Genomic DNA, 23,089 nt, shown 5'->3' with positions numbered 1-23,089 from the left:
CAGCAGAAACAGCAGCAGAAACAGCAGTAGAAACAGCAGTAGAACGACAGCAGATCGAGGGAGACGAGAAGCACATGGCCGTACGCGGGTTCCTGGGGCGCCAGCGACGCGAGTACAAGACGCCGGAGCCGCACCCGTCCGGGGCCCGCCCGCCGAAGCTCCCCGGCGAGCTGGTGCCGAACCACGTGGCGATCGTCATGGACGGCAACGGCCGCTGGGCCAAGGAGCGCGGCCTGCCGCGCACCGAGGGGCACAAGGTCGGCGCGGAGCGGGTGCTGGACGTGCTGCAGGGCGCGGTCGAGATCGGCGTCCGGAACATCTCCCTGTACGCGTTCTCCACGGAGAACTGGAAGCGCTCGCCGGACGAGGTGCGCTTCCTGATGAACTTCAACCGTGACTTCATCCGCAAGACCCGCGACCAGCTCGACGGGCTCGGTATCCGGGTGCGCTGGGTGGGCCGGATGCCCAGGCTGTGGAAGTCGGTGGCCAAGGAGCTCCAGGTCGCCCAGGAGCAGACCAAGGGCAATGACCTGCTCACGCTGTACTTCTGCATGAACTACGGCGGCCGCGCCGAGATCGCGGACGCGGCGCAGGCCCTCGCGGAGGACGTGAAGGCGGGCAGGCTCGATCCGTCGAAGGTCACGGAGAAGACCCTCGCGAAGTACATGTACTACCCGGACATGCCGGACGTGGACCTGTTCCTGCGGCCGAGCGGTGAGCAGCGCACCTCCAACTACCTGATCTGGCAGAGTGCCTACGCCGAGATGGTGTTCCAGGACGTCCTGTGGCCGGACTTCGACCGGCGCGACCTGTGGCGGGCGTGCGTGGAGTTCGCCTCCCGCGACCGCCGGTTCGGCGGGGCGATCCCGAACGAGGAGCTGTTGGCCATGGAGGGCGGGCAGGAGCAGGAATGACCCGGCGTGCTCCGTCACGCCCTGCCGTTACGATCATGGCTCGTCACCGGCGATCACCTGGGGAGGGGCCATGGCCGAGCGGACCGTGGAGCAGCACGAGACCGATGTCGTACTGGAGTACGAGTACCGGCAGGAGGAGATGACCGACGCCCTGCGGGTGATGCTGCGCAAGCAGGGCAGGGCGGGGCTCCTTTACCACCCCGTCGTCCTGTGGGGCTTCGCCCTGTTCGGGGTGGCGCTGCTGGCCGGGGGCGTGTGGGGCGACGACGCCGCCCTCGTCGCGTTCGGGGTGATGTTCGCGCTCTGGCCGGTGCTGATGTCCCGGGTGCCCCAGAAGATGGCCCGCCGGCTGATCGGGGCGAGCCAGCACCACGGTGTGATGCGGGTGACCGTCGGCGAGCAGGGCGTCCGCACGGTCAGCGCCCACGTCGACGCGCGCATGGGGTGGGCCAACTACGGCAGCTACGCCGAGACCGACCACTGCTTCCTGCTGCGCAGCCCCGACCGTGGAGGAACCTGCGCGGTGGTGCTCGTCAAGCGGGGTGCGCGGAGCCCGGAGGGCGTGGAGCGGCTGCGGGCCCTGCTGGACCGGCATCTGCCCCGCGTGTGAGCGTCGCCTGCGGGGCACCCTCGCCTTCGGCCCCCTGAGCGCCCGCTGCGGTGCCGGTCGTCAGCCCTCGGCCGTGGCGCTCGCGCACGCCGCGCACGTTCCGAAGATCTCCACCGTGTGTGCCACGTTGACGTAGCCGTGCTCGGCCGCGATCGCCTCGGCCCACTTCTCCACTGCCGGGCCCTCGACCTCGACCGCCTTGCCGCAGACGCGGCAGACCAGGTGGTGGTGGTGCTCGCCGGTGGAGCAGCGGCGGTACACCGACTCGCCGTCGGAGGTGCGCAGGACGTCGACCTCGCCGGCCTCGGCGAGGGACTGCAGGGTGCGGTAGACGGTGGTGAGGCCGACGGAGTCGCCCTTGTGTCTGAGCATGTCGTGGAGCTCCTGCGCGCTGCGGAACTCGTCGACCTCGTCGAGCGCCGCCGCCACGGCGGCGCGCTGGCGGGTGGATCGTCCCCGTACGGGCGGGCCGGCGGTCGTCACCGTTGCCTCCTTCTCGATGGCTCGCTCATCTGCGGGGCGCGCCCCTTCGGCTCTCTCACGGCTCACGTCTGCGCCTTGCCGGGCCATTGTGCCAGCCCGGCCTGTGCGCGGTCAGACTCCGGCCCCGTCGGCGGCCTCCCGGCCGGCCGGGATCGCGCACTCCACGGGGTCCCCGGCGGTCTGCGCGGCGGCCAGCGCCCGCGCGCGTCGCCGGGCGAGCGGTGTCGCCAGCGCGGTGAGCGCGATGAACGCGGCGATCGTCAGCAGCACGATCGTCGCACCGGGCGGCACGTCCTGGTAGTACGACGTGATCGTGCCGCCGATGGTCACGGTGACGCCGATGGCGACCGCGATCGCGAAGGTCGCGGTGAAGCTGCGGCCCAACTGCTGCGCCGCCGCCACCGGGACCACCATCAGGGCGGACACCAGCAGCAGACCGACCACCCGCATCGCGACGGTCACCGTCACCGCCGCGGTGACCGCCGTCAGCAGGTTCAGCGCCCGCACCGGCAGGCCGGTCACCCGCGCGAACTCCTCGTCGTGGCTGACCGCGAAGAGCTGGCGGCGCAGTCCGAGGGTGACCAGGACCACGAACGCCGCCAGCAGGCAGATCGCCACGACGTCCGAGGGGGAGACCGTCGACAGCGACCCGAACAGGTACGAGGTCAGGTTCGCGTTGGAGCCGCCGGGCGCGAGGTTGATGAACATCACGCCGCCCGCCATGCCGCCGTAGAAGAGCATGGCGAGCGCGATGTCGCCGCGTGTCCTGCCGTACCAGCGGATCAGCTCCATCAGGACCGCGCCGAGCACCGAGACGGCGGTCGCCATCCACACCGGTGAGGCCGACAGCAGGAAGCCCAGGCCGACGCCGGTCATCGCCACATGGCCGATGCCGTCGCCCATCAGGGCCTGGCGGCGCTGTACGAGGTAGATGCCGACGGCCGGCGCGGTGATGCCGACCAGGACGGCGGCGAGCAGGGCCCGCTGCATGAAGGCGTAGTTCAGGAGGTCCATCAGCTCAGCAGTCCCGTGCGTGTCGGTTCGGCCCCCGCGGTGGTGTGCGGGTGCACGTGGTCGTGGCCGGGCAGGGCGTGTTGGCCCACGGCCTTCGGGGGCGGGCCGTCGTGCAGGACGCAGCCGTCGCGCAGCACGACCGCCCGGTCGATGAGCGGCTCCAGGGGGCCCAGCTCGTGCAGCACCAGCAGTACGGTCGCACCGGCCGCGACCTGGCTCCGCAGGGTCCGGGCGAGCACCTCCTGGCTGGCCAGGTCGACGCCCGCCATCGGCTCGTCCATGATCAGCAGTTCGGGTTCGGAGGCGAGCGCGCGGGCGATCAGCACGCGCTGGTGCTGGCCGCCGGAGAGCGTGTTCACGGAGTCCCTGGACCGGTCCGCCATGCCGACCAGGTCCAGTGCCCGCCGTACGGCCTCGCGGTCGGCCCTGCGCAGGACGCCGAAGCGGGCGCGGGAGAGCCGGCCGGAGGAGACCACCTCGGTCACCGTGGCGGGCACGCCGCCCGCGGCGGTCGTGCGCTGCGGCACGTAGCCGATGCGGTGCCAGTCGCGGAAGCGGCTCCGCGGCGTGCCGAACAGCTCGATCTCGCCGGCGTCGGTCTGCACCTGGCCGATGACGCTGCGCACGGCGGTCGACTTGCCCGAGCCGTTCGCCCCGAGCAGCGCGACGACCTCACCGCGGCGCACGGTGAGGTCGATGCCGCGCAGGACGGGGCGTGCGCCCAGGTCGGCGCGTACGCCGCGCAGGGATATGACGGGCTGGCCCATCGCGTCCTCCGTAACGATCACTTGGTTCCCAGGGCCTTCCGCAGCGCGTTCAGGTTGGACTCCATGACCTGGATGTAGTCGCGGCCACGGGACTTGGCGGTGATGCCCTCGATCGGGTCGAGGACGTCCGTCGTCAGGTGCGCGTCCTCGGCGATGGTCTTCGCGGTCTTGTCGCTGACGAGCGTCTCGTAGAAGACCGTGGAGACGCCGTCGGTGCGCGCCATCTTCTCAAGGTCCTTGACGCGGGCGGCGCTGGGCTCGGACTCCGGGTCCAGGCCGCTGATGGCCTCCTCGGTGAGGCCGTAGCGCTCGGAGAGGTAGCCGAAGGCGGCGTGCGTGGTGATGAAGACCTTGGTCCGGGTGTTCCGCAGGCCCTCGGAGAACCGCGCGTCGAGGCCGCCGAGCCTCTTGACCAGCGCGTCGGTGTTCTTCCGGTAGGTGGCCGCGTGGTCCGGGTCGGCCTTCTCGAACGCCTTGCCGACGCCCTTGGCGACCTCGGCGTAGCGCACCGGGTCGAGCCAGATGTGCGGGTCCTTGCCCCCGCTCTCTTCGCCCGTGTGGGCGTCGTGGGCGGCGGCGTGCCCGCCGACCTCGTTGCCGTGGTCCTCCAGGCTGGTCAGGGAGGCGGCGTCGATCTTCGTCCCGATCCCGGACTGGGCCACCGCGTCGTCGACGGAGGGCTGGAGGCCCTTGAGGTAGAGCACCGCGTCGGACTGGTCCAGCTGCGCGGTCTGCCGGGCGCTGATCTCAAGGTCGTGCGGTTCCTGCCCGGGCTGGGTGAGACTGGTGACATGGACGTACTTCCCGCCGATCTGCTCGGCGAGGAAGGCCATCGGGTAGAACGACGCGACGACGTCGAACTTTCCGGTGTCGCCGCCCGCGGCGCCGGCGGAGGAGCAGGCGGAGGTCGCCGCGAGGGTCAGGGCGGTGACACCGGTCAGGGCGGCCGCGGGTATGAGGCGTCGTCGTACGTTCATGACACTCATTTTCAACAAAGATGGAAACCGTTGTCAACAAGCCTCCGGGTGAGGAGTCCGTGAACCCGGGGACCCGCTTTCGGTGCCGACCGATTTGATCGGAGGGGAGCCCCCGCCGGTAACCTGAAGCATTCGCTCTGAAGCAATGCTCTGAAGCAGTCGCTTCGTCGCCCGTCGTCGTAATGAAGAGAGCACCGTGGCCGCCGACAAGATCGACACCATCGTCAACCTGAGCAAGCGCCGTGGCTTCGTATTCCCCTGCAGCGAGATCTACGGCGGTCAGCGGGCCGCCTGGGACTACGGACCTCTTGGTGTCGAGCTCAAGGAGAACATCAAGCGCCAGTGGTGGCGCTACATGGTGACGTCACGCGAGGACGTCGTCGGTATCGACTCGTCGGTGATCCTGGCGACCGAGGTCTGGGTGGCCTCCGGTCACGTCGCCACCTTCACCGACCCGCTCACCGAGTGCACCTCCTGTCACAAGCGTTTCCGCGCCGACCACCTGGAGGAGGCGTACGAGGCCAAGCACGGCCGTCTCCCGCAGAACGGCCTCGCGGAGATCAACTGCCCCAACTGCGGCACCAAGGGCCAGTTCACCGAGCCCAAGCAGTTCTCGGGCCTGCTCTCCACCCACCTCGGCCCGACGCAGGACAGCGGCTCCGTCGCGTATCTGCGCCCCGAGACCGCGCAGGGCATCTTCACCAACTTCCTCCAGACCCAGCAGACCTCCCGCCGCAAGCCGCCGTTCGGCATCGCGCAGATGGGCAAGTCGTTCCGCAACGAGATCACGCCGGGCAACTTCATCTTCCGCACCCGCGAGTTCGAGCAGATGGAGATGGAGTTCTTCGTCAAGCCGGGCGAGGACGAGAAGTGGCACGAGTACTGGATGCAGGAGCGCTGGAACTGGTACACGGGCCTCGGCCTGCGCGAGGAGAACATGCGCTGGTACGAGCACCCGAAGGAGAAGCTCTCCCACTACTCCAAGCGCACGGCCGACATCGAGTACCGCTTCCAGTTCGGCGGCTCGGAGTGGGGCGAGCTGGAGGGCGTCGCCAACCGCACCGACTACGACCTCACCGCGCACTCCAAGGCATCCGGCCAGGACCTGTCGTACTTCGACCAGGAGGCCGGCGAGCGCTGGACGCCGTACGTCATCGAGCCGGCGGCGGGCGTCGGCCGCACGATGCTGGCGTTCCTCCTGGACGCCTACGTCGAGGACGAGGCGCCGAACGCCAAGGGCAAGATGGAGAAGCGCACGGTGCTGCGCCTGGACCACCGCCTCGCGCCGGTGAAGGTCGCGGTGCTCCCGCTGTCGCGCAACCCCGAACTGTCCCCGAAGGCCAAGGGCCTGGCCCAGACCCTGCGCCGGAACTGGAACATCGAGTTCGACGACGCGGGCGCCATCGGCCGCCGCTACCGCCGCCAGGACGAGATCGGCACGCCGTACTGCGTGACGGTCGACTTCGACACGCTGGACGACAACGCGGTGACGGTGCGCGAGCGTGACTCGATGAAGCAGGAGCGGGTGTCCCTCGACCAGATCGAGGGTTACCTGGCCGGGCGCCTGATCGGCTGCTAGGTCTCACCTCCGGATCTCCTGAACGCCGGACGGGATCTCCCGTCCGGCGTTCGTCATGGGTCCTCTCGCTGATCCTCGGTATGGGTTCCATTGGTCCTCGATATGCCCGCCGGATTGGCCCTGTTCCGGGGGATCACCGCCCCGCGAGGGTGGACGCATGGACATCGCCTTCCTGCTGACCACCCTCGTCGTCGTCGCCACCCCGGGCACCGGCGTCGTCTACACGCTCGCCGCAGGACTCTCGCGCGGCCGCCGCGCGAGCGTCGTCGCCGCCGTCGGCTGCACGCTCGGGATCGTGCCCCACGTGCTGGCCACCGTCACCGGTGTGGCCGCACTGCTGAACGCCAGTGCCTCGGCCTTCCAGATCCTCAAGTACGCCGGTGTGGCCTACCTCCTCTACATGGCCTGGGTGACCGTGCGGGACAAGGACGTGATCGCCGTCGAAGAGGCCGCGGCCCCGCGCTCGGCGACACGGGTGATCGTCCGGGGTGTGCTGATCAACATCCTCAATCCGAAGCTGACGATCTTCTTCTTCGCCTTCCTGCCGCAGTTCGTGGGTCCCGGAGAGCCGCACGCGGTCGTGCGCATGCTGGCACTCAGCGGTGTGTTCATGCTGGTGACGTTCGTGGTCTTCGCCGCGTACGGCGTCCTGGCCGCCTCCGTACGCAGCCACGTCACCTCCCGGCCGCGGGTGATGGCGTGGCTGCGGCGCACCTTCGCGGGGTCGTTCGCGGCGCTCGGTGCCAAGCTGGCGCTCACGGCGCGCTGACGCCCGACGGCTCAGCGGCCCTGCAGGGCCCTCACGGTGTCCCCGAACGTCCAGTTCTTCGAGCCGTCCCAGTCGACCGACCAGGTCATCAGGCCCTTCAGACTCGTGCCGTAGTGCCGCCATGCCTGAGTCGCCGGAGCAGCCGTACATGCCGCCGTTGTAGTACTGCATGTTCAGCCACCACAGACGGCCGTTGTCCGCGTACTTCTTGGTGATCGGCAGGTACGCGCCCCAGATCGAGCCGTACGTGACGCTGCCGCCGGTGACGTACGCCGTCTCCGGGGCCATCGTCAGGCCGAAGCCCGGCGGCATCTGCGCCAGCACCCCGTCGATGACGCGGATCAGGTTGGCCTGCGACGGGGACAGGTGGCCGATGGCGCCGCTGCCGACCAGGCCCGTCTCGATGTCGATGTCGATGCCGTCGAAGTTGTACCTCTTTCAGGATCGGCACGATCGTCGAAACGGACCGGTCGGCCACGGCGGTGGAGCTGAGGTCGATGCCCGCCGCCGCGCCGCCGATCGAGAGCAGGATCGTCGCGCCCGCGGCCTTCGCCGCGCACATCTCCGCCGGGGTGGCCACCTTCACCCCTGTGTCCATGCCGTCCTCCCACAGCGCGGTGCCGTCGGAGCGGATGACCGGGAACGCCGCGTTGATCACGTTGTAGCCGTGCGCGGCGATGCGGGTGACAGATGACACGGGTTCGTCACGCAGGGGCGCGACCCCGAGGCGCGACTGCGGGACTGGCTGAGGGGACTGTTCGACGCCAAGCGGCACAAGGCGGGGGACGACCCGGAACTGTTCGCCACGTTCAGCGTGCTGACCGGGGAGAACAGCCGGGTTGTGGACCAGCACATCGCGGACCTGACCGCTCAGCTCACGGAGATCGTCCGTGACGGTGTGGAGTCCGGCTCCTTCGCCGCGGCCGACCCCGCCACCACGGCCCGGGCCCTCTTCCAGGCAACCGGCCGCTTCCACGACCCGGGTTACCACCGCGCGTGGGAACAGCCCGGCATCGACACCGAGTTCGAGGCGGTCCTGGAGCTGGTGCTGCGCGGGCTGCGGGCCTGACCGCGCTCCCCGGCGGTGGAGCGGTCGTCCTGAGACGGGCTGCGCGACGACGGGCTACGCGACGCAGAACTCGTTGCCCTCCGGGTCCCGCATGACCCACCAGCGGCCGGCCGGGCCCTTGTCCACCTCCTCGACGCGGGTCGCGCCCAGGCACTCCAGCCGCGCAACCGTCGCCTCGCGTGCGTCCGGGCCGGCGTGGACGTCGATGTGCAGGCGGTTCTTCGCGGACTTCGGCTCGGGAACGTCCTGGAACAGGATGCGGCGCCCCCGGCCGATGCCCGTCTCCTCGTCGTACGGGTCCTCAGGGTGCCGGATCGCAGCCAAGCCCCGGAAGACGTGGGTGCCGCGGTGCTCGGCGACCGCCGCCTGCGGCAGTCGGCCCGCCGCCAGCAGGCGGGAGATCAGCGGGCCGTTGTCCTCCACCTCGTACTCCAGCGCCGCGGCCCAGAAGTCGGCGAGGGCGATCGCGTCGCGCGTGTCGACGACCAGTTTCCAGTTCAGTGCTGCCATGTAACTACTTATATTGGTTACATGCCGTCGTCGTCCACGATCCCTGCCGATGGGAACGGAATCGTGCTGCGGTCCCGCACCGGGGCCGCCTACCGCTTCGACCCGGGCGCCCTGAGCCTGGAACTGCTCACCACCGGCGGACCGGGGGCCTTCCGGCGCTACGAGACGTTGCACGAGCCCGCCGATCTGGCCGCCTGGGCGGAGCGGTCCCGGCTGTCCCCGACACCCGTGCTGCGGATCGCGCAGGACGAGCTCGCGGCGGCGCGAAGGGTGCGGGACGCACTGTGGCGGGTCGTCCTCGCCCGCACCGAAGGAACCCCGGGCGCCCGCGCCGACCTGCGGATCGTCAACGAGGCCGCCGCTCGGCCGCCCCTCGCCCCCGCCATCGGCGCCGACGGCGCACGGGCCTGGGCCGGGCCGGGCAGCGGCGCCCAGCTGCTGTCCACCGTCGCCCGCGACGCCGTGGACCTGCTCACCGGCCCCTACGCGCACCGCATCCGCATGTGCGCCGCCGACGACTGCCAGTTGGTGTACGTCGACACCTCCCGTCCCGGCCGGCGTCGCTGGTGCTCCATGGAGCACTGCGGCAACCTCCACAAGGTGCGCAGCCTGCGCGCCCGCCGGTCCGAGGACGGATGACCGCCATGCCCACCGGTCCCCCCGGCCCGGCGCGGTGGGCCGGGGGCGCCTCGGGTCTGTCCCGACCAGATCGAGGTGGCACACATCGTCGGCTTGGTCGACGCGGCAATCGATCACCGGCGCGCACGGGGTTCGCGCCGCCCGATGTCAGGGGCGGCCGCTCGCGGGCTCCGGCAAACGAGATGCCCGCCACGAAGCGACCATGCCGGCCGCAGTCCTCAACGAGTGGCTGTGGCCGGCGCTTTCTCGACAGACCCTAGGCGTCCGAGGGGTCCACCGTCGCCTGGTGCGCCTCCGCGAGGTGTTCCTCGGCCTTCAGCCAGGGCAGGAACTGTGTGCTCTGGGACCAGCCGCACGTGTCGCAGCTGATCGTGCGCCGCGCACCGGTCCGCTGCACCCGCACGACGTGTTCGCGCCCGTGCCGGTCCCAGCGGCTGACCTTGCTCCTGTTGATCTGCAGCATGACGCCTCCAGGGGTACCCGTCTGTTCGCGCAGCAAGGAGTGTGCAGCAACGGAAAGATCAACGGGGCTTCCCGCGGCGGCGAGTTGCCGGCGGCCCCGCGCCGCGCCGTGCGGGGGCACGGGGCGGGGCCGCCGGGCACCGCGCTAGCCGACCGAGCGCGGCAGCCGCAGGCTCAGCGCCGTCGTCACGGCCACTCCGGCCAGCTGGGCCAGGAGCGTGACGACCAGCGCGTCCCGCATGCCCATACCGGGCACCAGCGCCAGGAAGAGCGAGCCGAGCGTCGCCACGCCCAGCGCCAGCGCCGACTGCTGGGTGGTGATCATGACCCCGCTGCCCACGCCCGCCCGGGCCGGCGGGACCTCGGAGAGGATGATCCGGAACAGGACGGGCAACTGGAGCGCCTGGCCCGCCCCGGCCACCGCCGCGCCCGGCAGCAGCTCCACCACGCCCAGGTCCGGCCAGGCCCGCCACGCGGCCAGCGCGATCAGAGCCACCCCGGCCCCCTGGATCAGGCCGCCCGCGGTCACCACCCGGGTGCCGTGCCGGGCGATCAGGCGCGGTCCCCACAGCGAGACGGCGAAGAAGACGATCGCCATGGGAGCCAGCGCCAGGCCCGCCGGCACCGGCCCCAGGCCCGCGCCGCGCTGCAGCGCCACGGCGATGACGAACATGAAGCCGCTGAAGCCGATGGAGAACGGCACCACCATCACCAGGCCGCGGCGCAGCGACACCAGCGCGAACAGGCTCGGCGGCACCAGCGGCGTACGGCCCTGCCGGTCCGCGCGGCGCTCCACCGCGTAGAACGCCCACACCGCGAACGGGGACGCGGCCAGCGACAACCAGGTCCACAGCGGCCAGCCCGCCGCGCGGCCCTCGGTCAGCGGCGCGAGCAGGGTCACCAGCGACAGGGCGAGCAGGACGGTGCCGGGACCGTCCACCGGCTCCGGGCGCCGGGAGCGGGTCTCCGGCACGGCGCGTACGGCCAGGACCAGGCCGACGAGCACCACCGGGACGTTGACGAGGAACACCGAACGCCAGCCGGTGCCCGCTATGTCCGCGGCCACCAGCACGCCGCCGAGGATCTGCCCGGCCACCATGGACAGCCCGGCCGTCGCGCCGTACAGGCCCATCGCCCTGGCGCGGCGCTGCCCGCCGGTCGCCGCCTGGATGGTGGCGAGCACCTGGGGCAGCATCGCCGCGGCCGCGGCGCCCTGGGCCACGCGCGCCGCCACCAGCGTCCAGGCGTTCGGGGCGAGCCCGCACGCCAGCGAGGTCAGCCCGAAGGCGGCCATCCCGCCGAGGAAGAAGGCGCGCCGCCCGAAGAGGTCGCCCAGCCGGCCGCCGAGCACGAGCAGGACGGCGTACGAGAGCCCGTACCCGGCGACGACGAGTTCGAGGACGGACTCGCCCGCGTGCAGGTCCCTGCCCATCGTCGGCAGGGCGACGTTGACGATGAAGAAGTCGATGAGGGGCAGCGCCGCCGCGAGCAGCACCGTGAAGAGTCCGAGGCCGCCCAACTGCGGTGTCTCCACCGGGGAACGGACGGTACGGGAAGTGAGAGTCTCGGTCACGCCTTCGAGCCTCCGACGGCTCTCAGCGTGGTACCAGAGTGTCTTTATCCTGGTACAAGCACTACCTGGAAACAGGTTCCGACGGGCGGCAGGCTGGGGGCATGGCGACCATGGTGCAGCAGACGGGGGCGGCCCGGGAGCCCCGGGACGCGGACGGCTCCGGGACGCGGGCGTCCGAGATCCGGCGGCACGAACTGGCCGCGTTCCTGCGGCACCGGCGCGAGCACATCACGCCCGAGCAGGTCGGACTGCCCCGCGGCCGGCGCCGCCGCACCCCGGGCCTGCGCCGCGAGGAGGTCGCGCAGCTGTCCGCGGTCGGCGTCACCTGGTACACCTGGCTGGAACAGGCCCGGGACATCCAGGTCTCCGTGCAGGTCCTCGACGCCCTCGCCCGCACCCTGCTGCTCGACTCCAGCGAGCGGGCCCACCTGTTCAACCTCGCCGCGGCCGCCGACCCGGTGCCCGGCACGAACTGCCCCTCGGCCACCGAGGCCCAGCGCATTCTCCTGAAGCAGCTGGAGCCGATCCCCGCCTGCATCCAGAACAGCCGGTACGACATCATCGCCTACAACAGCACCTACGGGCTGCTGCTGTGCGACTTGGACGCCGTGCCGCCGGCGGACCGCAACGTCATGCTGCTGTGCTACACGAACGCCGACTGGCAGACGTCGATCGTGCAGCTGGAGGAGACGATGCGGCTGATGGCCGCCAAGTTCCGCGCCTCGATGGCCGACCATCTCGCCGAGCCCGCCTGGAAGATGCTGCTCAAGCGGCTGACCACCGAGTCCGCAGAGTTCCGCGCGGCATGGGAGCGGCACGAGGTGGTGAGCTCCCGCAGCAAGCGCAAGGAGTTCCGCAACGCCCATGTCGGGATGCTGGCGGTGGACCACACGGATCTGTGGCTGGGGCCGCACAACGGGGCGCGGATGGTGACGTACGCGCCGGCCGACGCGGACTCGCGGGAGAAGCTGGAGAAGCTGCACGCGATCGCGCTGGAGCGGCAGGGGGCCTGAGACGCGATCGCGCTGGAGCGGCAGGGGCCTGGGCGGTTCGCGGACCGCGGATCCGCCGGGTCCTGACCGGGCGGCCCGGCGCGGCTAACCGGGCGTGCCGATGCCCGCCGCCTGCCGTACCTCGGTCTCCTGCAGCCGTTCCGCCGTGCGGTCGGCCGTCCGGCGGCCCCAGCGGCCGGTCGTCAGCGCGCCCAGGAACAGCACCGCGAGGCCGCAGGCGGTGAGGATCCACCAGCCGGGGCGGGCGGCGGAGACGAAGGCGTCCCGGTACGGCGACGAGCCCACGCCCGAGGCCAGCACGGCGCCGACCACCGCCACACCGAGGGTCTGGCCGAGCTGGCGGCTGGTGGAGGCGACGGCGGCGGCGACACCGGCCTGGGCGCGGGGCATGCCGGAGACGGCGGTGTTGGTGATGGGCGCGTTGAGGAAACCGAAGCCGACGCCGAACAGGACGTATCCGAGGGCCAGGGTGCGGTTCGACGTCTCCGCCTCGAAGGCCGCGAACAGCACGGCGCTGGCGGTCATCGCGCAGCCGGCGATCAGCAGCGGCAGGCGGGGGCCGCGGCTGCCGACCAGGCGGCCGGACAGGGGCGCGCACAGGAAGGTCGGGGTCGCCATCGGGAGCATCCACAGGCCCGCGTGCAGGGCGTCCAGGCCGCGCACGCTCTGCAGGTAGAGCGTGGACAGGAACAGGAAGCCGCCCAGGGCCGCGAAGCCGCAGATCGCTATCAGCGTGGCGCCGCTGAACGGGGCCGACCGGAAGAAGCGCAGGTCGATGAGGGGCTCGGTGCGGCGGGGCTCGTACCACAGCAGGCCGAGCAGGGCCATGAGCGCGAGGCCCGCGAAGGGCAGGACCGTGGCGGGGCCGGCGTTCGGCGCCTCGATGATCGCGTATGTCAGGGAGCCGAACAGGGCGATCATCAGCAGCTGGCCGACCGGGTCGGGGCGGCGGGCCCGGGGGGCCCGGGACTCAGGGACGTAGCGGAGGGTGAGCAGCAGGGCGGCCAGCCCGACCGGCAGGTTGAGCCAGAAGATCGAGCGCCAGCCGACGGACTCCACCAGCAGCCCCCCGACCAGCGGGCCCGCCGCCATGGATATGCCGACCACGGCGCCCCACACGCCGATCGCGCGGGCCCGCTCCCGGGGGTGGGTGAACGTGTTGGTGATGATCGACATCGCGACCGGGTTGAGCATCGAACCGCCGACCGCCTGCACCATGCGGAACACCACGAGCAGATTCAGGTCCGGGGCGAGCGAGCACAGCAGCGAGCCGGCGCTGAAGACGGTCAGCCCCGCCATGAAGACGCGCTTGCGGCCGATCCGGTCGGCCGTGGAACCCGCGAGCATCAGCAGCGCGGCCAGGACCACGGTGTACGCGTCGATCGTCCACTGCAGGCCCGCCAGGGTCGCGTGCAGCTCCCTCTGCATCGAGGGGAGCGCGACGTTCAGGACGGTGACGTCGAGGCCCACGATCAGCAGGCTCATGCAGCAGATCGCGAGCACCAGCAGGCGCCGGCGGTGGCTGAGCTCGGGCATGGTCGTCATCGTACGCCGATTTGAATAGTGCGTCTAACTAATGAGTGATACACCGTCGCCGCATCGGGTACCCCCGGCGTGCGTGACAATGGAGCAATGCCCACGCCGCCGAGGAACCCGACACTGCAGATCGGCCCGCACACCGTCCAGCCGCCCGTCGTGCTCGCGCCCATGGCCGGGATCACCAACGCGCCCTTCCGCACGCTGTGCCGAGAGTTCAGCGAGGGCAAGGGGCTGTTCGTCAGCGAGATGATCACGACCCGGGCGCTGGTCGAGCGCAACGAGAAGACCATGCAGCTGATCAGGTTCGACGCGAGCGAGCAGCCGCGCTCGATCCAGCTGTACGGCGTGGACCCGGCGACCGTCGGCAAGGCCGTCCGCATGATCGCCGAGGAGGACCTGGCCGACCACATCGACCTGAACTTCGGCTGCCCCGTGCCCAAGGTGACCCGCAAAGGCGGCGGCTCCGCCCTCCCGTACAAGCGCAACCTGCTGCGGGCGATCCTGCGCGAGGCCGTCGGCGGCGCCGGCGACCTCCCGGTCACCATCAAGATGCGCAAGGGCATCGACGACGACCACCTCACCTACCTGGACGCCGGGCGGATCGCCGTGGAGGAGGGCGTGACGGCCATCGCCCTGCACGGCCGCACCACCGCCCAGCACTACGGCGGCACGGCGGACTGGGACGCCATCGCACGGCTGAAGGAGCACGTGCCGGAGATCCCGGTGCTCGGCAACGGCGACATCTGGTCGGCCGGGGACGCGCTGCGGATGGTGCGCGAGACGGGCTGTGACGGCGTCGTGGTCGGCCGCGGGTGCCTGGGCCGGCCATGGCTGTTCGCGGATCTGGTGGCGGCCTTCGAGGGACGGACCGGGGACCTCACGCGTCCGGCGCTGCGCGAGGTCGCCGACGTCATGGTCCGGCACGCCACGCTGCTCGGCGAGTGGATCGGCGACGAGTCGCGCGGCGTCATCGACTTCCGCAAGCACGTGGCCTGGTACCTGAAGGGCTTCGCGGTCGGCTCGGAGATGCGGAAGCGGCTGGCGATCACCTCCTCGCTGGAGGAACTGCGGTCCGGACTCGACCGGTTGGACCTCGACCAGCCCTGGCCGTCCGGCGCCGACGGGCCCCGCGGCCGTACGTCGGGCAACAACCGGGTGGTGCTGCCGGACGGCTGGCTGCGGGACCCGTACGACTGCGCGGGGGTCGGCGAGGACGCGGAGCTGGACACCTCCGGCGGCTGACCGCCGCGCGGGTCAGCGCTTCGACGGGTGCGGGGTGGAGCCGTACGCCGTCAGGAAGCGGTCGCGGAACGAACTCATCTTCCACACCGGGGCGTTGTGCGCCGGGCGCAGACCGTCCGTCCACCCCCAGCCGGCGATCCTGTCGAGCACCTTCGGGTCCTTGGCGACGATCGCGCACGGCACGTCACGGCTGGCGTGGTTGCCGCTGACGCGGGAGATCGGCTGGTGGTCGCCGAGGAAGACGAGCACCGTGTCGTCGTTGCCGTAGCGCTCCAGCCACTGGGTCAGGGCGGTCACCGAGTACTGGATGGACTTGCCGTACTCCTCCTTCGAGCGGGCGGAGTCGGTGATGATGTCCGCCGGGTTGTTGCCCGCCTTCTCGATGGCGTCGAAGACCGAGCCGTCGCCCAGTCGGTCCCAGCCGACCATCTTGGGGATGGGCGCCCACGGCTGGTGGCTGGAGGTCAGGATGATCTCCGACATCAGGGGCTTGTCGCGCTTCCTGCTGTGCTCCAGGCGCTGGAACGCCTGCAGGGCGTACTGGTCGGGCATCGTCGACCAGCTGAACTTCGGGCCCTTGTAGCCCATCTGGAAGGCGTTGTAGACCTTGTCCAGGCCGTAGAACTTCTGCTCCGGCCAGCCCTTCTGCACGCCGGGCATGACGCCGACCGTGTCCCAGGCGCCCGTCTTCTTGAACGCCTTGGTGAGGCTGAGGTGGTCTCCGGCGGTCACCGTGCGGTAGCGGTTCTGGTTGTCGATCCACAGGCCCGACAGGAACGTGGAGTGGCCGAGCCAGCTGCTGCCGCCGTACGTCGCCGAGGTCAGCCAGCCGCTCTTGGCGTGGAAACCGGCCTTGGCGAGCGCCGCGGTGCTGTCTTGCAGGGTCCTGTCGACGCCGGGCGCCATGACCGGGTCCTCGATCGCACTGCGGCCGTAGCTCTCGATGAAGGTGAAGATCATGTCCTTGCCGCGCAGATCGGGCACGAGCTGGGAACCCGGGGTGTCGCCGAACGCGTCGGCCTGGGCGGTCCGCGCGAACTCCCGCTCGTCGCGGATGGTCTGGCGCAGGAGGTCGGTGCGGTACTTGACCATCGTGACGGTGCTCTCGGAGGCCAGCGGCACGCCGCCGTTCTGGAGGCCGAGGGCGGTGCAGGTCATCCACACCATGCTGAGGACGAGGACCGCGCGGGTGGTGGTGGCCCGGTTGCGCACCATGACACTGCTGAGCCGGACGACGGCGAGCGCGGAGAGGACGAGGACGACGAGGACGATCGCGATCGCGCCGACCACCACGCCCAGGGCACCCGCGCGGCCCAGCGTGTCCTCCAGATAGGACTCCGCGTCGCTGAAGAGCGGCCAGTCGAGCATGACGTTGAAGCCGCGCCCGAGGTACTGGTTGAAGCCGATGTCGAGCAGGTTGAGCACGGTCAGCACGCCCAGCGCGATCCCGCCGAGCCAGGCCGCCACCAGCCGGGGCCGCCGCGGCAGCGCGGTCAGCACGACGGCGCCCATCAGCGCCTCCACCGGTATGCGGGTGAAGTGGGCGAGTTGGAGGTTCTCGGCCCTGTTGGGCAGCACGAGCGAGACGACGACGAGGGCGCCGGCGAGAACGGTGACGGTGAGGGCGAGCACCCGTGCGGCACCCGGGTGCCGGGCACGCCAGGCGCGCAGGCGGCGGCGCGGGCGTATGGACTCGGCCTCCGCAGCGCTGCCGTCGGCCCCGCCGCCGGGGGCGGGGGCCGCGCGGTCCGCGGGCTCGGCGGCCTCCGGGGGTTCGGTGGCCTCCGGAGGCTTCGTGGTCTCGGGGCTGGCGGGTCCGGCTTCGGCCTCCGGGGGCTCCACGCCCTCGGGTGCCTCGGGTGCGGCTCCGGCTTCCGTGACGGGCGCGGGGGGCGCGGGAGCCTCGCAAGTGCCGTCGGCTGCTGTGCCGGTGCCGGTGCTGGTGCCGGTGCTGGTGCCGGTGTCGGTGCCGGGGTCGGCGTCCGGGGAGGCGGTTGTGTCGGCCGGGGTGCTGTCGGCGGGGCTTTCCGTGTCCTGCGGGTCGTCGGTCGCGGGGGCGGGGGCGTCCGCCGGTTCGTGGGCCGCCGGTGCGGTGTCCGGGCCGGGGCCGGACGCGGTGGCGCCGGGGGACTCGGCCCCGCCGGCGGTGACTTGTGGCGCGTCGGTCGCCGGTCCGGGACCGTTCGCCGTCGGCTCGGCGTGTCCGTCCGGGGACGGCTGGGCCGAGGCGTCGGCGGACGCGGTTCGGTCGTCGGTCGCCGGGACGGGGCCGGACGGTTCCGGCGGCTCCTGTGCCGCCGCCGTCGCGGCGCCCCCGCTGTCCGGTTCCGGCTTCGCGGGACGCGTCGCCGCCGACCCGGCGGTGGCCGACGGGGCGGTGGCCGCTCCTTCCTCCAGCCCTGCCGGCGGGACCTCGTCCGTGGCCGCCCCGGGCTGGTCCGTCGTGTCTCGTGAGCGTGTGTTGAGAGGCAACCCGAAGGGTCCTTCCGTGCGAAGCCCGTGGCGAGGAGGCGGGCCACGCTGGGGGAGGCCGGGCCCGCCGTCCTCCCGTACGCGCAGCCGGATGCGTACGTTCAACAGCGAAGCCCCAGAGCCCGGCAAACACCCGGCAAACCCGAGGTCAACGGCTCCCGCGGACCGGTCTTCGGGTCCCGCGATCGCGGTCCCGGGCGGGTTCGTCCCGACCGGCCCCGCGGCGCGGCCTGTTCCGCGCCGACGGGGTCGGAGACGTGCGCTCCGGCAGCGCCCCGTAGGGGCGCGGGACCGTGTCGAGATACGGCTCCGCCCCGTGGGCGCGGCCGGCCTCCCCCAAGCTCCCCATCACGCTCGAACGGGGGCGCCCCACCGCACCCGCGCGGCGCGCCGGACGGCCGGCGGAGCGCTCAGGCCCCGCCCACCGCGGTCAGCAGCGCGAGCGGTGTCGCCGCCGAGCGGGACTCGCGGACGCAGGCGTGCGGGTACGGCACCGGCTCCGGATGCGTGTCGCGGCCGTACCCGGCGAGCACCTCCGGCAGCCGGTGGCCCGTCGCCGTCGCGGCGTCGACCAGCGCGTGAGCCACCGCGCGGGCCTCGTCGTGCAGTCCGTAGCGCGCCAGGCCCAGTGTGATCAGCGCGTTGTCGTGCGGCCAGACCGACCCGCGGTGGTACGACATCGGGTGGTACGCCGCCTGGTCGGCGGCCAGCGTGCGCACGCCCCAGCCGGAGAAGAAGTCCGGCTCCAGCAGGCGCCTGCCGACCAGTTCCCCGTACTCCTTGTCCAGCAGGCCCGACCACAGCAGATGGCCCGCGTCCGACGCGAGCGCGTCCACCTGGCGGCCCTCGCCGTCCAGCGCCAGCGCCGGGAAGGAGCGGTCGTCCATCCAGAAGTCCCGCTGGAAGCGGTCGCGCAGGTCTCCGGCCGCCTGTTCCAGCAGCGCCGCGTACACCTCGTCGCCCCACACCGTGCGGGCCAGATGCGCGGTGCGGCGCAGCGCGTCGTACGCGTACCCCTGCGCGCCCGCCGCCATGACCGGCCCGGTGGGGCGGCTGCCGTCGGCGGAGCAGATCGCGCCGGGGGAGTCCTTCCAGTTCTGGTTGGCGAGGCCGCCCTGGTCGGCGCGGTAGACGAGGTAGCCGCGGGAGGTGAGCCCGCCGTGGTCCAGCATCCAGCCGATCGCCGCGCGGGCGTGGGCTTCGAGGCGGCGGGCCATCGCCACGTCACCGGTCCGCTCCACGTACGCCCCGAGCAGCACCAGGAAGAGAGGGGTCGCGTCGACCGAGCCGTAGTAACGCCCGTACGGCACCTGGCCGAAGTGGGCCAGCTCCCCGTGCCGCACCTCGTGCACGATCTTCCCCGGCTGGGCCACCGACCGCGTGCCGACCTCGGTCGCCTGCGTCGCGGCGAGCGCGGGCAGTGTGGCCGCGGCCAGCCCGGGCCGGTAGGGCAGGGCGAAGAGCGAGGTGAGGAGCGCGTCGCGGCCCAGCAGGGTGAGGAACCAGGGGGCGCCGGCCGCGGGGACGCGCAGGTCCTCGCCGTCGGGGCCCGCCGCCGGGACCTGGAGCGCGGCGAGGTCGGACAGGCCCCGCGCGCAGGCCGCGGCCAGCTCGGGCCAGCCCGTGGGGAACGCCACGCCCTCCATGAACTCGCCTTCCAGGGCGAGGAGCCGTTCGCCCGCGGCGGCGGGGGAGGGCGGGACCGCCGGGTCCTGCACCGCCCCGTGCGGCCGGGCGGCGACCCGCAGGGCCAGCTCCGCCGAGCCGTGCGGCTCCAGCTCCAGCGTCCACACGAGGCGGCGGGCGCCCGTCCCCGTCTCCTCCACGCCGTCCGGCGGGGGATCGGCGGTGACCGTCGTACGGGAGTGCCATTCGCCGCGCCGGTAGCCGAACTCCACCCCGTCGTCGAGGATCCGGCGGGAGCGCAGGGCGCCCGTCTTGGCGTACGTACGGTGGTCGGAACGCAGCTCGAACTGGTCGGTGAAGTCGGCGTCCGCGGTGACCGCGATGCGGACCGTGGTGGGGACCGGGCGGTTGCTGGTGACGCGCACCGACTCCACGAACGCGCTGTCGGCGACGGCCTGTTCACGGAAGACCGTGTAGGCGGGCGGCTCCTGCCGGCCGCCGCGCGGCACGAGCACGCACCGGGCCGCGTCGCTGTCCGCGACCGGGGTGAGCGTCTCGGGCACGGCCCCGTCCACGGTGAGCTGCCACCGGCTCAGATGCCGTGCGTCGCGTACGAACAACCCGGCGGGAAAGCCGCCGCCCCGCACCCCGCTGATGTCCCCGCCGTCTCCCACGGCGGCGAACGTCGTGCCGTGCACGAGCAGATGATGCCGGTCCGTCATCGCCGGCCCCCTCCCTTGTCACTCCTGTCGAACGTGCCGGCGCCCCCCGGGGACACGCCGTGTCCGGGGCGCTGGTGGAGCAGGTCGAGCGTGAGCGCGGCGGTCCAGCTGAAGCCGAGCGCCCCGCATGCCTCGCCCGTGTACGGGTCGGCGTACTCCGCGAAGTCCGTGGCCTCGGCCGTCTGGAGCAGGGCCGCGCGCAGCGCGTCGGCCCGCGCCTGCTCCCCGTGCGTGCGCAGGCCGCGCTCCACCAGCCAGCCGGTGTTGAACCAGGCGGGCCCGCGCCAGTACCGGTGCGGGTCGAAGGCCTCGCCCAGCAGGTCGTAACTCGGCACGAGCCGGGTGGCGCCGCCGAGCCCGAAGTGCGGTCCGTGCAGGGTGCGCACGAGCGCGGTCGCGATGTCACGGGGAAGCGCGGGCAGCAGCAGCGGGATCAGCCCGGAGACGGTGCGCTCGGGGATGAGGGCGCCGCCGCGCACGTCCCGGCAGAAGAACAGGCCCTCGGCCGGATCCCAGAGGCGGTCGACCAGGGCCGCGGTGAGACGCTCGGCGCGGGCGTGCCGGGCGGTGCCCGTCGCGCCCAGCTCGTGTGCGATGCGGGCCAGTGCGTGCTCCGACGCGATCAGCAGCGCGTTGAACGAGGGGTCCTCCACCGCGAACCCGTCCTCGGCCGGGGCCCTGCGGGCCACTCTTTCGTCTGGGCGGTCGGCGTATCCGCGGTCGCGGTAGTCCGCCGCCAGCCGCACGTACCGCCCGTAGTCCAGGTCGGTCGGGCGGTCCTCGGGTGCGCCGTGGTCGAGGTCGGCGCGGCGGAAGGAGCGGGTCGGGGCGGGGGTGATGCGGGACAGCGGAGCGTCCCAGGCGGGGCTGTTGTCCATGCCCTGCTCCCAGGGGTGCACCACCGAGGCGAGCCCCCCGCCGCCCAGGTCGCGGCGGTGCAGCAGATAGCGGTGCCAGGCCGCGAGCCGGGGGTAGACACGGGAGAGGAAACCGCGCGCCCGGGACAGCCCGGGGTCGGCGCGGTGCACCAGCCAGGCCGCGAGCGCGTGCACCGGTGGCTGGACGATGCCCGAGGTCTGTACGGTGCGCGGGGCGCCCGCAGCACGACCCGCGGTCGAGGAACGCCAGAAGTCGGGGCTGGGGAAGTACGCGTCGAGCGGCACGGAGGGGTTGAAGACGATGTGCGGGATCCGCCCGTCCGCCCACTGGGCGTCGAGCAGCGTCTCCAGCTCGGTCTGCGCCCGTAACGGCGAGACGTGGCGCAGGCCGATCGCGATGAACGCCGAGTCCCAGGACCACTGGTGCGGATACAGGCCGCGCGACGGCACCGTCGACGTCCCCGTCCAGTTGTCCTCCAGCACCCGCGCCGCCCTGACGTGCGGCGTTCCCGCGCCCGTGGTGACCGGATCGTATACACCGGTCCCGGGACGGACGGTCTCACGCGGTCCGTGCCCCGGCGGTGAGCCGGTGGTGCGCAGGGAACCCGTGAGTTCCGTGCGGTGGGCGGTGAGTTGGGTAGTGCGGTCCACTCAGGTCTCCCCGAAAGACATCCGGCCGGCCGGTTCGGCAGTAGCTACCGTAGGGTTACGTCTATTTAACACGCAAAACTCAATATGTAATGCAGGATTGGTGAACGCAAGGGGGTGTGCATGACCGGACGGGCCGGGAGGCCGGGCGCTCAGGCCGGCGCCGGGGATCTGCTCCAACTGGTGCGCAGCGGCCGCGCCACGACCCGTGGCGCCCTCCAGCAGGCCACGGGTCTGTCCCGGGCCACGGTCGGCCAGCGACTGGACCGTCTCTTCCGGGCCGGCTGGCTGCGCGAGGGCGCGGGCGGGCCGGTCGGCTCCCCGCTCGGCGGCCGTCCCTCGATCACCCTGGAGTTCGACGACGCCCACGCGGTGGTCCTCGCCGCCGACCTCGACACACGCCACGCGCGCGCCGCGGCCCTGTCCCTGTCCGGCGAGATCCTGGCCGAGCACTCCGGAGCCCTGGTGATCGAGGACGGGCCGGAGGCCGTGCTCGGCGAACTGGGCCGCTGGTTCGCCCAGTTGCTGGAGAAGGCCGGCCATCGGGCGCACGAGGTGTGCGGGATTGGGCTCGCCGTGCCCGGCCCCGTCGACAGCGACACCGGCCGGGTCGTCCAGCCGCCGATCATGCCGGGCTGGGACGGCTACGACATCAGGGGGCGCCTGCGGCGGGCCTTCGCGGAGCACGCGCACGGCGCCGCGGACGTGCCGGTGCTGGTCGAGAACGACGCGAACCTGATGGCGTACGGCGAACAGCGCGCCGGTCACCCGGACTGCTCGGCGTTCGTGCTGATCAAGGTGTCCACCGGGATCGGGGCGGGCGTGGTCGTCGGTGGCCGGATCTACCGCGGTATCGACGGCGGCGCCGGGGACATCGGGCACATCCGCGTTCCCGAGGGCGCCGGCGCGCTGTGCCGGTGCGGTTCGTACGGCTGTCTGGCGGCGGTGGCGAGCGGAGGCGCCGTCGCACGCCGGCTCGCGGAGGCGGGGGTGCCGGCCGCCTCGGGATCGGACGTACGGGACCTGCTGGCCGCGGGGCATCCGGAGGCCGTGGCGCTCGCGCGGGAGGCCGGGCGGCGGGTCGGGGACGTCCTCGCGACCGTGGTGACGCTGCTGAACCCCGGCGTGCTGATGATCGCCGGGGATTTGGCCGGAACTCACTTCCTCACGGGGGTGCGGGAGCTGCTGTACCAGCGGGCGCTGCCCCGCTCCACCGCGCACCTGGACGTGGTGACCTCACGGCTCGGGGAGCGGTCGGCTCTGGTCGGGGCGGGTGCGCTGGTCGTCGAGTACCTGTATGCCCCGGAGCGGGTGGAGGAGCGGCTGCTCGCGCTCGGTGTCTGAGGGGCGGCGGCCCGCCCCGCCCGTGTAACCGCCGTGTTCCGGCCCCGTGGCGCGTCCGGATGGTGGAATCGGGGGCCCCTCGAGCGCGTGATTCTCGCCACCCCTGATAAGGGTCGCGCTCAGATGAGCGGATCTTGGGTGGTTGCACTTCTCCAAGTGCTGGCACTGAGTGCCACCACTTGATCGTTCATCGATCGAAATCAGACGTGCTGAATCCCGCTCATGTGAGCGCCACGGGT

The 23,089-nt window shown here is 72.2% G+C and carries 19 protein-coding genes and 2 pseudogenes; 9 read left to right on the top strand and 12 right to left on the bottom strand.

Annotated features, from left to right (window positions below; translation table 11 throughout):
• Window positions 1-74: 74 nt before the first annotated feature.
• A complete protein-coding gene (locus ACZ79I_RS12970; protein ID WP_471497112.1) occupies window positions 75-914 on the top strand; it encodes an isoprenyl transferase in 840 nt (279 codons plus the stop codon).
• 70 nt (window positions 915-984) lie between these two features.
• Window positions 985-1,524 carry a YcxB family protein gene (locus tag ACZ79I_RS12965; RefSeq protein ID WP_471497110.1) on the top strand — a complete coding sequence of 180 codons (540 nt, stop codon included), beginning with the start codon at window positions 985-987 and terminating at the stop codon, window positions 1,522-1,524.
• 60 nt (window positions 1,525-1,584) lie between these two features.
• Here ACZ79I_RS12965 and ACZ79I_RS12960 read toward each other — a convergent pair whose 3' ends face one another.
• The 4 genes from ACZ79I_RS12960 to ACZ79I_RS12945 all read right to left on the bottom strand — a co-directional run bounded on the left by ACZ79I_RS12960 (window position 1,585) and on the right by ACZ79I_RS12945 (window position 4,765).
• Window positions 1,585-2,007, bottom strand: coding sequence for a Fur family transcriptional regulator (locus tag ACZ79I_RS12960; RefSeq protein ID WP_471497108.1), 423 nt, complete (start codon window positions 2,005-2,007; stop codon window positions 1,585-1,587).
• Between the two features lie 111 nt (window positions 2,008-2,118).
• Entirely contained in the window at window positions 2,119-3,021 is a 903-nt protein-coding gene (locus ACZ79I_RS12955; protein ID WP_381077640.1) for a metal ABC transporter permease, read from the bottom strand.
• Complete coding sequence (locus tag ACZ79I_RS12950; RefSeq protein WP_471497106.1) at window positions 3,021-3,788, bottom strand: metal ABC transporter ATP-binding protein; 768 nt, start codon at window positions 3,786-3,788, stop codon at window positions 3,021-3,023. Before ACZ79I_RS12950 ends, ACZ79I_RS12955 begins: the two co-directional genes overlap by 1 nt.
• A gap of 17 nt (window positions 3,789-3,805) precedes the next feature.
• Window positions 3,806-4,765: a metal ABC transporter substrate-binding protein gene (locus ACZ79I_RS12945; RefSeq protein ID WP_471497104.1), complete on the bottom strand. Its 960-nt coding sequence runs from the start codon at window positions 4,763-4,765 to the stop codon at window positions 3,806-3,808.
• A 196-nt stretch (window positions 4,766-4,961) separates the two neighbouring features.
• On the opposite strand from ACZ79I_RS12945, the gene ACZ79I_RS12940 reads away from it, so the two are divergent.
• Together ACZ79I_RS12940 and ACZ79I_RS12935 are read left to right on the top strand one after the other, a co-directional pair.
• A complete protein-coding gene (locus ACZ79I_RS12940) occupies window positions 4,962-6,344 on the top strand; it encodes a glycine--tRNA ligase (RefSeq protein WP_471497102.1) in 1,383 nt (460 codons plus the stop codon).
• 157 nt (window positions 6,345-6,501) lie between these two features.
• Window positions 6,502-7,113 carry a LysE family translocator gene (locus ACZ79I_RS12935; RefSeq protein WP_471497100.1) on the top strand — a complete coding sequence of 204 codons (612 nt, stop codon included), beginning with the start codon at window positions 6,502-6,504 and terminating at the stop codon, window positions 7,111-7,113.
• 11 nt (window positions 7,114-7,124) lie between these two features.
• Here the strand turns inward: ACZ79I_RS12935 and ACZ79I_RS12930 are convergent.
• Window positions 7,125-7,798, bottom strand: a pseudogene (locus ACZ79I_RS12930) (glycosyl hydrolase family 18 protein); the annotation flags it as partial.
• A gap of 24 nt (window positions 7,799-7,822) precedes the next feature.
• Between ACZ79I_RS12930 and ACZ79I_RS12925 the strand changes: the two are divergent.
• A pseudogene (locus ACZ79I_RS12925) lies at window positions 7,823-8,182 on the top strand (TetR/AcrR family transcriptional regulator); the annotation flags it as partial.
• 54 nt (window positions 8,183-8,236) lie between these two features.
• Here ACZ79I_RS12925 and ACZ79I_RS12920 read toward each other — a convergent pair.
• Window positions 8,237-8,692: a VOC family protein gene (locus ACZ79I_RS12920; RefSeq protein ID WP_471497099.1), complete on the bottom strand. Its 456-nt coding sequence runs from the start codon at window positions 8,690-8,692 to the stop codon at window positions 8,237-8,239.
• 21 nt (window positions 8,693-8,713) lie between these two features.
• Between ACZ79I_RS12920 and ACZ79I_RS12915 the strand changes: the two genes are divergently transcribed.
• The gene (locus tag ACZ79I_RS12915; protein WP_471497097.1) at window positions 8,714-9,331 is read left to right on the top strand and encodes a CGNR zinc finger domain-containing protein; all 618 of its coding nucleotides are present in this window, start codon (window positions 8,714-8,716) and stop codon (window positions 9,329-9,331) included.
• 256 nt (window positions 9,332-9,587) lie between these two features.
• On the opposite strand, the gene ACZ79I_RS12910 is transcribed toward ACZ79I_RS12915, so the two are convergent.
• Together ACZ79I_RS12910 and ACZ79I_RS12905 are read right to left on the bottom strand one after the other, a co-directional pair.
• Window positions 9,588-9,794 (bottom strand): hypothetical protein, encoded by a 207-nt coding sequence (locus ACZ79I_RS12910; RefSeq protein ID WP_471497095.1) that lies wholly within the window; start codon window positions 9,792-9,794, stop codon window positions 9,588-9,590.
• A gap of 144 nt (window positions 9,795-9,938) precedes the next feature.
• Window positions 9,939-11,366, bottom strand: coding sequence for an MFS transporter (locus ACZ79I_RS12905; protein WP_471497093.1), 1,428 nt, complete (start codon window positions 11,364-11,366; stop codon window positions 9,939-9,941).
• Window positions 11,367-11,467: 101 nt separating this feature from the next.
• On the opposite strand from ACZ79I_RS12905, the gene ACZ79I_RS12900 reads away from it, so the two are divergent.
• Entirely contained in the window at window positions 11,468-12,379 is a 912-nt protein-coding gene (locus ACZ79I_RS12900) for a helix-turn-helix transcriptional regulator (protein ID WP_471497091.1), read from the top strand.
• 84 nt (window positions 12,380-12,463) lie between these two features.
• Here the strand turns inward: ACZ79I_RS12900 and ACZ79I_RS12895 are convergent, their stop codons facing one another.
• Window positions 12,464-13,915, bottom strand: a complete 1,452-nt coding sequence (locus ACZ79I_RS12895) for an MFS transporter (protein WP_471497090.1) — start codon at window positions 13,913-13,915, stop codon at window positions 12,464-12,466.
• A 96-nt stretch (window positions 13,916-14,011) separates the two neighbouring features.
• Here ACZ79I_RS12895 and dusB point away from each other — a divergent pair, with 96 nt between their 5' ends.
• On the top strand, window positions 14,012-15,160 hold the full coding sequence (dusB, locus tag ACZ79I_RS12890; protein ID WP_471497088.1) for a tRNA dihydrouridine synthase DusB: 1,149 nt from the start codon (window positions 14,012-14,014) through the stop codon (window positions 15,158-15,160).
• Between the two features lie 12 nt (window positions 15,161-15,172).
• Here dusB and ACZ79I_RS12885 read toward each other — a convergent pair whose 3' ends face one another.
• The 3 genes from ACZ79I_RS12885 to ACZ79I_RS12875 all read right to left on the bottom strand — a co-directional run bounded on the left by ACZ79I_RS12885 (window position 15,173) and on the right by ACZ79I_RS12875 (window position 21,509).
• Window positions 15,173-16,831 (bottom strand): LTA synthase family protein, encoded by a 1,659-nt coding sequence (locus ACZ79I_RS12885; protein WP_471504907.1) that lies wholly within the window; start codon window positions 16,829-16,831, stop codon window positions 15,173-15,175.
• A 1,211-nt stretch (window positions 16,832-18,042) separates the two neighbouring features.
• Entirely contained in the window at window positions 18,043-19,980 is a 1,938-nt protein-coding gene (locus ACZ79I_RS12880) for an amylo-alpha-1,6-glucosidase (RefSeq protein WP_471497086.1), read from the bottom strand.
• The gene (locus ACZ79I_RS12875; protein WP_471497084.1) at window positions 19,977-21,509 is read right to left on the bottom strand and encodes an MGH1-like glycoside hydrolase domain-containing protein; all 1,533 of its coding nucleotides are present in this window, start codon (window positions 21,507-21,509) and stop codon (window positions 19,977-19,979) included. The genes ACZ79I_RS12880 and ACZ79I_RS12875 overlap by 4 nt, the downstream gene beginning before the upstream one ends.
• A gap of 120 nt (window positions 21,510-21,629) precedes the next feature.
• Here ACZ79I_RS12875 and ACZ79I_RS12870 point away from each other — a divergent pair, with 120 nt between their 5' ends.
• Window positions 21,630-22,850, top strand: a complete 1,221-nt coding sequence (locus ACZ79I_RS12870; protein WP_471497082.1) for an ROK family protein — start codon at window positions 21,630-21,632, stop codon at window positions 22,848-22,850.
• Window positions 22,851-23,089 lie beyond the last annotated feature (239 nt).

It is taken from the genome of Streptomyces sp. PSU-S4-23 (genome assembly GCF_055632315.1).
This window is presented reverse-complemented; position numbering and strand designations above follow the sequence as displayed.

What these genes read in the sequence shown, in the direction of transcription:
- ACZ79I_RS12935 (WP_471497100.1), top strand. Translation starts at nt 6,502, where the DNA reads ATGGACATCGCCTTCCTGCTGACCACCCTCGTCGTCGTCGCCACCCCG.
- ACZ79I_RS12945 (WP_471497104.1), bottom strand. Translation starts at nt 4,765, where the DNA reads ATGAACGTACGACGACGCCTCATACCCGCGGCCGCCCTGACCGGTGTC.
- ACZ79I_RS12915 (WP_471497097.1), top strand. Translation starts at nt 8,714, where the DNA reads ATGCCGTCGTCGTCCACGATCCCTGCCGATGGGAACGGAATCGTGCTG.
- dusB (WP_471497088.1), top strand. Translation starts at nt 14,012, where the DNA reads ATGCCCACGCCGCCGAGGAACCCGACACTGCAGATCGGCCCGCACACC.
- ACZ79I_RS12965 (WP_471497110.1), top strand. Translation starts at nt 985, where the DNA reads ATGGCCGAGCGGACCGTGGAGCAGCACGAGACCGATGTCGTACTGGAG.
- ACZ79I_RS12955 (WP_381077640.1), bottom strand. Translation starts at nt 3,021, where the DNA reads ATGGACCTCCTGAACTACGCCTTCATGCAGCGGGCCCTGCTCGCCGCC.
- ACZ79I_RS12920 (WP_471497099.1), bottom strand. Translation starts at nt 8,692, where the DNA reads ATGGCAGCACTGAACTGGAAACTGGTCGTCGACACGCGCGACGCGATC.
- ACZ79I_RS12910 (WP_471497095.1), bottom strand. Translation starts at nt 9,794, where the DNA reads ATGCTGCAGATCAACAGGAGCAAGGTCAGCCGCTGGGACCGGCACGGG.
- ACZ79I_RS12950 (WP_471497106.1), bottom strand. Translation starts at nt 3,788, where the DNA reads ATGGGCCAGCCCGTCATATCCCTGCGCGGCGTACGCGCCGACCTGGGC.
- ACZ79I_RS12895 (WP_471497090.1), bottom strand. Translation starts at nt 13,915, where the DNA reads ATGCCCGAGCTCAGCCACCGCCGGCGCCTGCTGGTGCTCGCGATCTGC.
- ACZ79I_RS12970 (WP_471497112.1), top strand. Translation starts at nt 75, where the DNA reads ATGGCCGTACGCGGGTTCCTGGGGCGCCAGCGACGCGAGTACAAGACG.
- ACZ79I_RS12880 (WP_471497086.1), bottom strand. Translation starts at nt 19,980, where the DNA reads ATGACGGACCGGCATCATCTGCTCGTGCACGGCACGACGTTCGCCGCC.
- ACZ79I_RS12870 (WP_471497082.1), top strand. Translation starts at nt 21,630, where the DNA reads ATGACCGGACGGGCCGGGAGGCCGGGCGCTCAGGCCGGCGCCGGGGAT.
- ACZ79I_RS12900 (WP_471497091.1), top strand. Translation starts at nt 11,468, where the DNA reads ATGGCGACCATGGTGCAGCAGACGGGGGCGGCCCGGGAGCCCCGGGAC.